General features: G+C 72.1%; 12 protein-coding genes. 3 read left to right on the forward strand and 9 right to left on the reverse strand.

Annotated elements, in window-relative coordinates:
• Positions 1–170 precede the first annotated feature (170 nt).
• The 3 genes from WBN91_RS36530 to WBN91_RS36540 all read right to left on the reverse strand — a co-directional run bounded on the left by WBN91_RS36530 (position 171) and on the right by WBN91_RS36540 (position 2,556).
• Complete coding sequence (locus WBN91_RS36530; protein ID WP_337728887.1) at positions 171–1,196, reverse strand: 6-phosphofructokinase; 1,026 nt, start codon at positions 1,194–1,196, stop codon at positions 171–173.
• A gap of 102 nt (positions 1,197–1,298) precedes the next feature.
• Positions 1,299–1,811, reverse strand: a complete 513-nt coding sequence (locus WBN91_RS36535; protein WP_337728886.1) for a polyadenylate-specific 3'-exoribonuclease AS — start codon at positions 1,809–1,811, stop codon at positions 1,299–1,301.
• Positions 1,812–1,833: 22 nt separating this feature from the next.
• Positions 1,834–2,556, reverse strand: a complete 723-nt coding sequence (locus WBN91_RS36540) for a lysophospholipid acyltransferase family protein (RefSeq protein WP_337728885.1) — start codon at positions 2,554–2,556, stop codon at positions 1,834–1,836.
• Between the two features lie 195 nt (positions 2,557–2,751).
• Between WBN91_RS36540 and WBN91_RS36545 the strand changes: the two genes are divergently transcribed.
• A complete protein-coding gene (locus WBN91_RS36545) occupies positions 2,752–3,216 on the forward strand; it encodes a hypothetical protein (RefSeq protein ID WP_337728884.1) in 465 nt (154 codons plus the stop codon).
• A gap of 33 nt (positions 3,217–3,249) precedes the next feature.
• Here the strand turns inward: WBN91_RS36545 and WBN91_RS36550 are convergent, their stop codons facing one another.
• The 6 genes from WBN91_RS36550 to WBN91_RS36575 are packed head-to-tail and all read right to left on the reverse strand — an operon-like array spanning position 3,250 to position 7,376.
• Complete coding sequence (locus tag WBN91_RS36550) at positions 3,250–4,221, reverse strand: ROK family protein (protein WP_337728883.1); 972 nt, start codon at positions 4,219–4,221, stop codon at positions 3,250–3,252.
• Complete coding sequence (locus WBN91_RS36555) at positions 4,215–4,544, reverse strand: hypothetical protein (protein ID WP_337728882.1); 330 nt, start codon at positions 4,542–4,544, stop codon at positions 4,215–4,217. Before WBN91_RS36555 ends, WBN91_RS36550 begins: the two co-directional genes overlap by 7 nt.
• Positions 4,544–5,734, reverse strand: coding sequence for an ArsA family ATPase (locus WBN91_RS36560; protein WP_337728881.1), 1,191 nt, complete (start codon positions 5,732–5,734; stop codon positions 4,544–4,546). The genes WBN91_RS36555 and WBN91_RS36560 overlap by 1 nt, the downstream gene beginning before the upstream one ends.
• Positions 5,731–6,168, reverse strand: a complete 438-nt coding sequence (locus WBN91_RS36565; protein WP_337728880.1) for an SRPBCC family protein — start codon at positions 6,166–6,168, stop codon at positions 5,731–5,733. The genes WBN91_RS36560 and WBN91_RS36565 overlap by 4 nt, the downstream gene beginning before the upstream one ends.
• A 27-nt stretch (positions 6,169–6,195) precedes the next feature.
• Positions 6,196–6,984 carry a metallophosphoesterase family protein gene (locus tag WBN91_RS36570; RefSeq protein ID WP_337728879.1) on the reverse strand — a complete coding sequence of 263 codons (789 nt, stop codon included), beginning with the start codon at positions 6,982–6,984 and terminating at the stop codon, positions 6,196–6,198.
• An 11-nt stretch (positions 6,985–6,995) separates the two neighbouring features.
• Positions 6,996–7,376, reverse strand: coding sequence for a polyketide cyclase / dehydrase and lipid transport (locus WBN91_RS36575; protein WP_337728878.1), 381 nt, complete (start codon positions 7,374–7,376; stop codon positions 6,996–6,998).
• A gap of 111 nt (positions 7,377–7,487) precedes the next feature.
• Here WBN91_RS36575 and WBN91_RS36580 point away from each other — a divergent pair, with 111 nt between their 5' ends.
• Together WBN91_RS36580 and WBN91_RS36585 are read left to right on the forward strand one after the other, a co-directional pair.
• Entirely contained in the window at positions 7,488–9,296 is a 1,809-nt protein-coding gene (locus tag WBN91_RS36580) for an AMP-dependent synthetase/ligase (protein ID WP_337728877.1), read from the forward strand.
• Positions 9,297–9,594: 298 nt separating this feature from the next.
• Positions 9,595–12,495 (forward strand): AfsR/SARP family transcriptional regulator, encoded by a 2,901-nt coding sequence (locus WBN91_RS36585; protein WP_337728876.1) that lies wholly within the window; start codon positions 9,595–9,597, stop codon positions 12,493–12,495.
• The last annotated feature ends 106 nt before the right edge of the window (positions 12,496–12,601 follow it).

Raw genomic sequence — 12,601 nt, forward strand, 5'->3', positions numbered from 1 at the left:
GGGCAGGCCATACGGTGGGGGAACCGAGGCCCTCCACTTGTAGGTAACACCTACCGCGCGCTCCGCGCGCAAAGAACGCGCTCCGCGCGCGAACAACCGCGCTGCGCGCGGGACAGCGAAAGGCGCCCGCCGACGGATCGGCGGGCGCCCTCCACTACAACTCCTACTGCTCAGCCGAAGAAAACCTCGGCCTCGGCGTACCGCTCCAGCGGGACCGTCTTCAGCTCCGCCGTAGCCTCCGCCAGCTTCACGCGGACGATGTCGGTGCCCTTCAGGGCCACCATCACGCCGAAGTCGCCCTCGGCCACCGCGTCCACCGCGTGCAGGCCGAACCGGGTTGCCAGGACGCGGTCGTAGGCGGTCGGGATGCCGCCGCGTTGGGTGTGGCCCAGCACGACCGCGCGGGACTCCTTGCCGGTCCGTTCGGCGATCTCCTCGGCCAGCCAGGTGCCGACGCCGCCCAGGCGGACGTGGCCGAAGGCGTCCTTCTCGCCGGAGTGCAGGACCTCGGCGCCGCCCTCGGGCACCGCGCCCTCGGCGACGACGATGATCGGGGCGTACTGGCGCTCGAAGCGCCGCTCCACCCACTCGACGACCTTCTCGACGCTGAACTGCCGCTCCGGCACCAGGATGACATTCGCGCCGCCCGCCAGGCCGGAGTGCAGGGCGATCCAGCCCGCGTGCCGGCCCATGACCTCGACGACCAGGGCCCGGTGGTGGGACTCGGCCGTCGTGCGGAGGCGGTCGATCGACTCCGTGGCGATGTGGACCGCGGTGTCGAAGCCGAAGGTGTAGTCGGTCGCGCCGAGGTCGTTGTCGATGGTCTTCGGCACGCCCACGACGCCGATGCCGTCGTCGGTCAGCCGCTTGGCCACGCCGAGCGTGTCCTCGCCGCCGATCGCGATCAACGCGTCGACACCCTGGTCGGCGAGCACCTTGCGGATCTTGTCGACACCACCGTCGAGCTTGTACGGGTTGGTGCGCGAGGAGCCCAGGATCGTGCCGCCCCGGGTCAGGATGTCCTCGACGTCAGCGAGCCCGATGGGCTTGGACAGGCCCTCGACGGGACCCTGCCAGCCGTTGCGGAACCCCACGATCTCCCAGCCGTGGGCCTCGATGCCCTTGCGGACGACCGCGCGGATGACCGCGTTCAGCCCGGGACAGTCACCACCGCCGGTGAGCACACCGATGCGCATTTGCTTAGCCAATCTCTTCGTGGCGTGGGTCACCCAAGACTGACACGCCCTGGATCGGTGCAGCAAGGCAGGGTCCCACCTTTCGGACCCCGGGCCGCAACCTCAGCGCAACACGAACCCCCGACGGGCGCGCTCGGCCTCGATCACCTTCCAGCGCGCGAGGTTGTGGCGGGCGTCCGCGAGGGCGTCGTGCGCGTCGGCCGGGGCCTGCGGCAGGCGGGGCTTGCCCACGTCCTCCCAGCGTTGCCGCAGGTCACGGGTGAACCGGGGCAGGCTGCGGGGCAGCGCGGGCATCGGGCCCCACAGCTGGGCCAGGGCCACGTGGTCGTAGGCGGCGAACCACGCCCACAGCTCGATGTCGTCCCGGTTGGCCTTCGCGCCGCCGAGGAACTCCAGCAGGTCGCGCCGGATCCGCTCGCGGCTGCGCCACGCCTTGTCCGCCGGCGGCGGGAGCTGGTTGAGCACGTTGGCCCGCACCCACGGCCCGGCCTTGTCCGGGTCGAACTCGGTGGACACGGCGTAGAACTCGCGGCCTTCCTCGTCGACGACGCCGATGGAGACGAGGTCGATGGTCACCCCGTCTTCGATGAACTCACAGTCGTAGAAGAACCGCACCCGCCAACCTTAGGGGTGCCGGTCAGCCCGCCTTCGTCTCGGGCAGCCGATCGGCCTCCGGAGCCGGCGCGGCGACCTCCTTGGCCTTGGCCGCGTAGACGTCCACGTACTCCTGGCCGGACAGCTCCATCAGGGCGTACATGATCTCGTCGGTGATCGACCGCAGCACGAACCGGTCGCCGGACAGCCCGGCGTAGCGGGAGAAGTCCAGCGGCTTGCCGATCTTGATCCGGATCGGGTACGGCTTCCACATCTTCGAGCCGATGGGGTTGGCCTTGTCGGTGCCGAACATGGCGACCGGGATGACCGGCGCGCCGGACTCCAGCGCGATCCACGCGACGCCGACCTTGCCCTTGTACAGGCGGCCGTCGGGCGAGCGGGTTCCCTCGGGGTAGATGCCCAGCAGCTTGCCCTCGCGGACGATCCGGACTCCGGTGTCCAGCGCGGCCTGGGCGGCCGAGGCGCTGGACCGGTCGATCGGGACCTGCCCGACGCCGGAGAAGAACCAGCGCTGGAACGCGCCCTTGAGGCCCTTGCCGGTGAAGTACTCGATCTTCGCGGGGAACGTGACCCGGCGGGAGAGCTTCAGCGGGAGGAAGAACGAGTCGGAGACGGCCAAGTGGTTCGACGCCAGGATCGCGCCGCCCTCCTTGGGGATGTTCTCCGCGCCCTCGATGATCCTCGGTCGGAAGAACAGGTTCAGGAGCGGCCCGAGAAAGATGTGTTTCATCAACCAGTAGAGCACTGCTGCGAGCGCCTCCTCGACGTGCTTCGTTCCCCGGCGGCCAGCCTACGGAGCCGACCGCACCAGGCACAACGAAGACCCTCGTGCGGGCGGTACGGTCGCAAGTCCCACCGGCTGCCGTAATCCGCAACACAACGGGCTCGTGGGACGATGAACCCTGGCAGAGGACGCGCCTGGAGGGGTTGGAACACGCCGATGAACTCCCGACGGGACCCGACGGACGGACCGGAGGACGTGGACGCCACGTTCGCCGAGATCGTGGCCGGGCTCGAACGCGAAGGCGTGGGCCGGACGTGGTCCGACCCCGAACCCTTCGACGAGGACGAGACCGAGGCCGAACCCGCGCGGCCGACGCGGCCGGAGGGGCAGCCCGCCGTCGCCACGGCGGACGACGACGAGGAAGAGGACGACCCGAACGACCACTTCGTGCCGCCGGAGCCGCCGCCGCTGCCCGCTCTGCGTGCCGGCACGATCGCCGCCCTCCTGATCATGCTGCTCGGGGTGGTGCTCCTGGTCGCGCCCGGCCTGTTCGGCCTGACCTCCGCCATCGGCACCCCGCTGGCCCTGATCGTGCTGTGCTCGGGCGCCGGTTGGCTGGTCCTCCGCATCCGCAACGGCCCTCCGCCGGACTCCGGCTGGGACGACGGGGCGGTCCTGTAGAAGCCTTCCCCGAACGGGCTGCCTCGAACCCCTTCAGCGGCGACCGTTGCGCGCGGACCGGTTGGGCGCCAACTCCCGGGCCAACGTCGCCACCCCGACGATGCCCGCGTCATCGCCCAGTTGCGCGGTCCGGATTCGGGCGAGTGGCCGGTGCCCCGCGCCGGTGACCACCGCCGCGTACCGCTCCCGGGCGTCGTCCAGGAACAGCGGCGCGGACTCCGACACCCCGCCGCCGATCACGACCACCTCGGGGTCGTAGACGTCGGCGACCAGCGCCAGCCCTTCGCCCAGCCACCGCGCCAGGTCGGCCATCGCCCGCTTCGCCAGGGGATCGCCGTCCCGGGCCGCCGCCGCGACCCGCCGACCGGTCACGGCCCGCGAGTCGCCCAGGGCCTCCCGGGCCATCAACGTCGACACCCCGGGGTGCCGGGCCAGCAGTTCCACGGCCGTCGTCGTCAGCGCCGTCCCGGAGCAGTACCGCTCCCAGCACCCGTTCTTGCCGCACGGGCAGGGCCGCCCGTCGGGCACCAGCCGCAGGTGTCCCAGCTCCGGCGCGACCCCGTGGGCCCCGCGGAAGACCTTGCCGTCGATCAGCAGCGCCCCGCCGATGCCGGTGCCGATCGCGACCAGCACCGCGATCCCCGCACCCCGCGCCGCGCCGAACCGGTGCTCGGCCAGGGCCGCCGCGTTGGCGTCGTGCTCCAGCACCACCGGCATCCCGACCCGGGCCGCGATCCGGTCCGCCACGGGCGCGTCCCGCCACGCCAGGTGCGGCGCGAACCGCACGCTCCGCCGGTCGGGCGTGACGAACCCGGCCACCGCCAACCCCACCGCCGACACCTTGTGCCGCGAGGCGACCTCGGCGACGGCCGCCCCGATCGCCTCCTCCAACGACTCCTCGCCGGACGGCGTCGCGGCCCGCGCGGTGTCCAGCACGGCGCCGTCCGCGTTCACCACCCCGGCCCGCACGCTGGTCCCGCCGACGTCGACACCGACGGTCAGCAAGGCGTCGACCCCTTCCGCACCACGGGGATCCGCTGCACGCGCGGCTTCGCAGGCTCCTCCTCCGGGGAAGCGGGGGCGGGCTCGGGCTCGGCCAGCGCCGCCCGCAGCACCGCGATCAGCCCGGCCACGTGCTCGGCGGCCCGCGCCGCCAGCTCCGACCGGTCCCCGCGCACCAGCGCGACGGCGTTGCACAGCGGGCACCACCCGCACGTCCCGGGATCGTGCTCGCCGGGTTCCCCGGACAGCTTGTGCAGCCACGGCTGGGCGCGCTCGGCGGCGGCGTCGAGCAGCAGGCGCAGTTCTTCGGCGAGCTTGGCGTCCATCACCGCATCCAGAGGTCGGGGTCGGGGCGGAAGCGCACCGCCAACCCGGTCTCGTCCAGTTCCGCGCCGACCACCACGCACCGCCGCAGCAACGACGGCAGCGCGACCAGCTTGCGCCGCCCGTCCACGGTCACCGCGAGGTCGTCGCCGACGCGCACCAGATCCAGGTCCGAATCCCCCACCGCCACGGCCAGCCGCAGCTCGTACTCGTCGTCGACGCGCACCACGTCGACCAGCGGCCCCTCCGCCGACGCCCCGGCCAAGGGGTCGGCGTCCCCGTAAAGACTCGAAGCGATCTCCAGCAGCGCCGGCAACCCCACCGGCTCGCCCGCCCGGTGCTCCACGCACCGCACCGCGCCCAGGTCGCCCAGCGTCGCCAGGACCGCGTCCTGCTCGGCCCGCCGGGTCCGCATCCAGGTCGCCGCCGCGCCGCGCGCCGCGCCGGGGTGCGGCACCAGCCGGTTGGCCACCACGCCGTCCACGCGGATGCCCTGCAACGCCAACGCGGTCACCGTCCGCCGGGTCTCCGCCGCGACCACCCGCTCCGGCGTCAGCACCAGCCGCACGCTCGTGGCCGGCGAGGTCAGCAGCGCCCGCAGCTGCTCCAGGCTCTCCGCGAGCCGCCCGAGCGCGTCCGCGGTGGCGTCCCAGCGCTCGACCGACGTGCTGCCCGCGAGCCCCGCCAGCAGCCCGCGCACCACCCGCCGGTGCGTCGGGAAGAGCCGTTCCAGGTAGGAGCCGAGCGCCTCGGGCAGCGCCAGCAGCCGCAGCGTCTCCGCGGTCGGACCGCAGTCCACGACCACGACGTCCCACGGCCCGGTCCCGGCCAGCCGCCGCACCTCCGTCAGCGCCAGGAGCTCCTCCACGCCCGGCAGGACGGTCAGCTCCTCGGCGGCCAACTCGTCCACGCCCGCGCCCGCGAGCACCGTCCGCAGGTGGCCGCGCAGCTCGCGCCAGGCGTCGTCCACCAGCGACCGGGGGTCGATCTGGGCGGCGTGCAGACCGCCGTCCACCTCGGACACGGCGCCGCCCAGCGGCACGCCGAACGCGTCGCCCAGGGAGTGGGCCGGGTCGGTGGACACCACCAGCGCCTTGCGCCCGCCGGCGGCCAGGGCGGCGGCGGTCGCGGCGGCCAAGGTCGTCTTGCCGACCCCGCCCTTACCGGTGAACAGCAGCAGGCGTGCGCTCATCCAGCGTGTTCCACCCGGCGCTTGAGCTCCTTCAACGCGGTGTCCATGATCATCTTCTCCGCCTTGCGGCGGAACAGGCCGATCATCGGCACCACCAGCTGCACCGACAGCGTGTAGGTCACCTCGGTCGAACCGCCGCGCGGGGTGAAGGCGTAGCTGCCCTCCTGGGACTTCTGCATCTGCCCCTTGACCAGGTGCCAGGAGACCCGCTGCTCGGTCCACTCGTCGTAGGCCAGCACGTACTCGTCCTTGATCGGCCCCTGGTCGATGTTGAACTTGACCTGCGCCGCGTACCCGTCCGCCCCGGTCTCCAGCACCTCGGTGCGCTTCACGCCGTTGGCCCACTCGGGGTAGGCGGCGAAGTCGGCGATCACCGCGACGATCTTCGCGGGATCAGCGTCGATCACGATGGACTGGGTGGACTCGTCGGCCATAGCGGGCAGGCTACCCGGTAGTTCTGCTCACCATCGCAACACGTAGGGCGTGCCGCTTCGCTGAAAGTGACCAACGTTCACGCACTCGGTCCGTCCCACCCGGACCCGCTTCGCCATCGGCTGGTGCACGTGCCCGAACACCGACCACCGCGGACCGACTTTCCGGATCATCTCCAGCAGCGACACCGACCCGAGCTCCGGCCGCCGCGCCACCACGTCGTAGGTCAGCTCGGCCACCGCCGGCGGCACGTGGGTGCACAGCACGTCCACCTCGCCCAACCCCGCCAGGGCCGCGCCGAACTCGTCGTCCGTCCGCAGGTACGGGTACCAGGGCGCGCCCGGCCGCCGCACGTACAGGGGGGACGCGATCGCCCCGCCCGCGAAGCCGAACCGCAGCCCGCCGATCTCCACCGACTCGCCGTCGAGCACGTGCACGCCCTCGCGCGCGAAGGACGGCCACAGGTCGGGGCTGTCCACGTTGCCCGGGGTGGCGTAGGTCGGGGCGGTCATCGCCGCGAACAGCTCGGTGTACTGCTCCAGCACGGCCTCGCGCACCACCGACGCCGGGTCCTCGATGCTCGCCCACAACGACCGCATGTAGTGGACGGTCTCCATGCCCATCCGGCCGCGCCGCAGCCGGGCGAACACCTCGACCTTCTCCGCGCCGAACACCCGGCCGAGGATGCCCTTGCCGTGGTCGTAGTAGTCGACGAAGTCGACCAGGTCCCCCAGGACCACCAGCGCGTCCGCGCCATCGCCTGCTCGGGCGAGGGCCTCGGCGTTGCCGTGGACGTCCGAGACGACATGTACCCGCACGAGTGTCGAATCTACGGCAGCGCGGGTGGCACACCGGGAGCCCGCCCGGCCTCCAAGGTCAGCTTGAGGCCCAGCGAGACCTCCTTGGCGGCCAGCTGGCGGCGGCGGACCTCCTGCCGGACCCGCTTGGGCGGCGCCCCGCTCGGCAGGTCGGCCCGGAGGAAGTAGTGCAGGAGGGTGCCGTCGAGCACCGGCTCCAGCCACACCTCCATCGTTCCGACCAACGCCCCCGCCACCGTCCAGCGCAGTCCCTGGATGCCCCGATCGAGGTAGACGTCCAGAATGAGGTCGGGCCAGTACCGCGCCCAGTCGGCAGGCTCGGCGAAGGCGCTCACGACCACCTCGGGAGGCACCGCGAGGAAAGTCTCGTCCACCACGTCAACGCTCGGCACGGGTGGGAAGAGTGCCACGACACGGTCACGGAACCGACCTCCGGCCTGTTTATCGCCGGAATCACACGCTAAGTTGCCTCACCGGTAACAAACAACCGTCCGGAGGTTGACGTGCGCGAGTTCAGCGTCCCGGCCACAGCGACCGTGGCCGCCGAGGAGAACCTCACCGACATGGTGTGGGCCAACGCGGAGCGCTTCGGCAACGCCGTCAGTTTCCGCCGCCGTGTCGACGGGACCTGGGTCGACGTGACCGCCCGCGACTTCGCAGCGCAGGTGCTGGCGGTCGCGAAGGGCCTCATCGCGGCGGGCCTCCAGCCCGGCGAGCGGGTCGGCCTGATGTCCAAGACCCGTTACGAGTGGACCCTGCTCGACTTCGCCATCTGGCACGCCGGTGGCGTGACGGTGCCGATCTACGAGACCTCCTCGGCCGAGCAGGTCGAGTGGATCCTGTCCGACTCGGCGGCCAAGGCCGTGATCGTGGAGACCCCGGCGCACCGCGCGACCGTCGACTCCGTGGTCGCGGGCCTGCCCGAGGTGCGCAGCGTGTGGGCCATCGACGGCCCGAACGGCGACTCGGCGGGCGCGATCGACGAGCTGACCGCACTGGGCGCGTCGGTGTCCGACGAGGACGCCCGCGCGCGGCGCAAGGAGGTCGGCGCCGACGACACCGCGACGATCGTCTACACCTCCGGCACCACCGGCAGGCCCAAGGGCTGCGAGCTGACCCACCGCAACCTGCTGTCGGAGGTGCGGGCCGACATCGCGGCGTTCCCGCAGCTCATGCAGGCCGGCGGGTCGCTGCTGGTGTTCCTGCCGCTGGCGCACATCCTGGCCCGCGCGATCGCCCTGTGCGGCTTCTACACGCGGGTCACGCTGGGCCACACCGCCGACGTGAAGAACCTGGTCGAGGACCTCCAGTCGTTCCGGCCGACGTTCGTGGTGGCCGTGCCGCGCGTGTTCGAGAAGGTCTACAACGGCGCGAAGCAGAAGGCGCACGCGGCGGGCAAGGGCAAGATCTTCGACGCCGCCGAGGCGACCGCCGTGGCCTACAGCCAGGCGCAGTCCGGTGGCGGCGCGGGCCTGGGCCTGAAGGTCAAGCACGCGCTGTTCTCCAAGCTCGTCTACTCGAAGCTCCAGGCGGCGCTGGGCGGCCGGTGCATCGCGGCGGTGTCCGGCGGCGCGCCGCTGGGCGAGCGGCTGGCGCACTTCTTCCGGGGCGTGGGCGTGCCGGTGCTGGAGGGCTACGGCCTGACCGAGACCAGCGCGGCGGCGTGCGTGAACACCGAGGCGGCGTTCCGGGTGGGCACGGTCGGCCGGCCGGTCGCGGGCACGTCGGTGCGCATCGGCGAGGACGGCGAGATCCTGATCAAGGGCGAGATCGTGTTCCGGTCCTACTGGAACAACGAGACCGCGACCGGCGAGGCCCTGGAGGACGGCTGGTTCCACACCGGCGACCTGGGCGAGCTGGACGGCGACGGCTTCCTCAAGATCACGGGCCGCAAGAAGGAGATCATCGTCACCGCCGGCGGCAAGAACGTCTCCCCCGCCGTGCTGGAGGACCGCCTCCGGGCGCACCCGCTGATCAGCCAGTGCATGGTCGTCGGCGACGCGCAGCCCTTCATCGGCGCGCTGATCACCATCGACCCGGAGTTCTTCCCGGCGTGGAAGGAGCAGAACGGCAAGCCGGCGTCGGCGTCGGTGGCCGACCTGCTCGACGACGAGACCCTGCGCTCGGAGATCCAGGCGGCGGTGGACGAGGCCAACCAGGCGGTGTCCAAGGCGGAGGCGATCAAGAAGTTCCGCATCCTGCCGGTGGACTTCACCGAGGCGGGCGGCGAGATGACCCCGAGCCTCAAGCTGCGCCGTTCGGTCGTGGCCAGCACCTACAAGCAGGACATCGAAGCCATCTATTCGGCCTGACCCGTCCTCCCGCGCCACCCGCCGTGGCGCGGGAGTGTCGGATCTTGCGCCAATTGAGACCACTGCGGTGTGATCGGCGCTACAGTGTCCGGGTAACAGACGAGTGGCCCGCACCTGAACGGTGCGGGCCACTCGACCCCCAGTGTTCGTTATCCGCTGGCGCGGATTCGAGAAGTTCTGTTGTCCCGGTCCCCCAACCGGGACGTGCTCAAGACTGCCGGAGCGCGCTGTCGTATCGCTGACGCGGCGATGACACGGGCCGTCAGCGGCCACGCGCGGAGGGCGGGGAACGGACGGGATGGCTGTCGGGTCGGGTCCGTGGTTCGGGCTGCTCGGCCCCCTCGACGTGCGCATCGGGGACCGACCCGTGCCGGTCCGCGCGGGCAAGCACCGGGCGTTGCTGGCCGCGTTGTCCCTGCGTGCGGGCCGGGCGGTGGCCGTGGCGGAGCTGGTCGGGTTCCTGTGGGGCGACGACCCGCCGGCCCGGACCCGGGGCACCCTCCAGACCTACGTCATGCGGCTGCGCCACCTGCTGGGGGACGCTTCGCTGATCCGCACCACCGCCGACGGCTACCGCCTGGTGGTCTCGCCGGAGCAGGTGGACGTGCACCGGTTCGCCACCGCGGCGGGCTTGGCGCGGCGTGCGGCGCTGGCCGGCGAGACCGCCCGCGCCGCCGACCTCTACACCGACGCGCTGGCCCTGTGGCGGGGTCCGGCGCTGGCCGACGTCCCCTCCGAGGCGCTGCGCCGCGACGAGGCGCCCAGGCTGGGCGAGCGGCTGCTGACCGTCCACGAGGAACGCAACGACGTGGAACTCGCTCTGGGCCACCACGAGCGCCTGGTGCCCGCCCTGCGCGCGCTGACCGCCGACCACCCGCAGCGGGAGCGGTTCCGGGCGCAGCTGATGACCGCGCTCTACCGGTGCAGCAGGCAGGCCGAGGCGCTGGAGGCGTTCCGAACGGCCCCGCACCCCGGCCCCGAGCTGCGCGCGCTGCACCGGGCGATCCTGGTCGGCGACCCGGCACTGGCCGCCCCGACCGGACCGTCCGACCCCGACGTGCCCGACCAGCTCCCGCCGGACGTGCCCGACTTCGCGGGCCGCGCCGACGCCGTCGCCCGCGTCACCGACCTCATCGCCCCGACCGGCACCGCCGTGCCCGTGGTGGCCCTGACCGGACCGGCCGGCGTCGGCAAGACCGCACTGGCCGTGCACGTGGCCCACCGACTGCGCGACCGGTTCCCCGACGGCCGGCTCTACGCGGACCTGCGCGGCGCGGGCCGCGGACCGGCGACGGCCGACGTGCTGACCCGTTTCCTGCGCGCCCTGGGCGTGCCACCCGAACAGATCCCGGTCGACGTCGACGAGCAGGGCACCCTGTTCCGCACCCTGCTAGCCGGCCGCCGGATGCTGTTGGTCCTCGACGACGCCGCCGCCCCCGACCAGGTCCGGCCACTGCTGCCCGGGACGGCCGACTGCCCCGTGCTGGTGACCAGCCGGGACGACCTGCGCGGCCTGATCGCCGTCGACGGTGCCCGCCGCGTAGCCCTCGACGTGCTGACCACCGAGGAGTCCCTGGACCTGCTAGGCGACACCGGCCCGGCCGCGCGGGACCTGGCGGAGCGCTGCGGCGGCCTGCCGTTGACCCTGCGCGTCGCGGCGGCGGCCGTCGGCGACGCCCCGATGTCCCGTTTCCTGCACCGCTTGGGCGACCGCCACCCCGTGGATGCCGCTCTCGACGCCCTCCCCCAGCCCGCGCGGCGGTTGTTCGGGCTGCTCGGCGTGGTGCCGGGACCGGACATCACCGCCGAAGCCGCCGCGAACGCCGCCGACATCCCGGTCGACGCCGCAGCGGGCTTGCTCAACCGCCTGGCGGCAGCCCGCCTGGTCCAGGCCCACGGCGGCCGGTACCGGAGGCACGAGGCCCTGACCGGCCCAGCTGCCCCCGCCGAGGAAGCAGCCGTCGCACGGGTGCGCCTGCTCCGGTTCTACGTCCGAGCCGTGGACCACTGCGCGGAATTGCTCTACCCGGACTTGATGCGCCTGCCACCTTCCGACGACGTCGCAGTACGGCTACCTCGCATCGAGACCGCCGCCCAGGCGAGAGCGTGGCTGGACGCCGAACGCCCCAACCTCACCGCCGCCATCCGTTCCGCAGCCGAACAAGGCCCCGCCGACGTGTCCTGGCGACTGGCCGACGGCCTGCGCGGCTACCTGTGGATCGGCAAACACGTCACCGAATGGCTCTCCGCTGCCCGCACCGGCCTGGACGCGGCATCGGCCCACCAGGACCGTGCCGGTCAGGCCGCGATGCACCAGAACCTGGGCACCCTCTACTGGCGCTTGGGCGACTTCCCCACCTCGATCGCCCACTACAACCGAGCCGTAGAACTCCACCGCGCCGCCGGCGACCACCACTCCGAGGCGGGCGTGCGCGGCAGCCTCGGCTTGGTCAGGTTGGACGCCGGGGACCTCCCGGGTGCTCGCAACGACTTGGAGACCTGCCTGGCCCTGACCCGCGAGTCCGGCTGCACGAAGAGCGAAGCGGCCGTCCTGACCGGCTTGGGCGTGCTGGCCATCGACACCGGGGAACTGACCGAAGCGGAGGACTTGCTGGAAGAGGCGCTGGCGATCAGCGTCGAACGGGGGCATCAGGCGAGTGAGATCTCGGCAAGAACGCTGCTGGGCTTGACGGCGAGATTGCGCGGCAACCCCGACCACGCCCTGTCCCACTTGGATGAGGCTCTGCGTCTGAGCAAGGATTCGGGCTTCCGCGAGTCGACCGCCCGAGCTCTGGAAACCGCCGCCGCTGTCCATTTGGATTTGGGCGACCACCACACAGCTCTGAACCTGGCCAACCGGGCCTTGGCGGAGCTGGCCGAAGACGGCGACCAGCGCACTACCACGAATGTGCTGGTTGTACTGGCTGCGACAAACCGGGCTCGGAACGATCTGCGGACGGCGGACGAGCAGTACCAACAGGCTCTGACCAAGGCCCGTCACATCGGATACCGCTTTGGCGAGGCCAACGCCTTGGTCGGCTTGGCGGGCGTACGACGATTGCGCGGCGAGCCCGTGGAGGCCAAGGCCCTGGCTACCAGAGCGGTAGACCTGGCCGCTTCCCACGGCCTGAAAATAATCGAAACCGCCGCCCGCGCTGAACTAACCGCCACCCTTCAGGCCCTCAGCGAACCCAACTGATGCCACCAAAGCCCCAGGAATCCCCTCGACCGAAGGGTGCTACGCGCCGAAGGCGCGAGCCGAAGCGGCTAGCGCCCACGGGAAGGGCCTCGGTTTCTTTCCCCGT

It is taken from the genome of Saccharothrix sp. CCNWYY140, assembly GCF_037401995.1.
Lineage (GTDB): Bacteria > Actinomycetota > Actinomycetes > Mycobacteriales > Pseudonocardiaceae > Actinosynnema.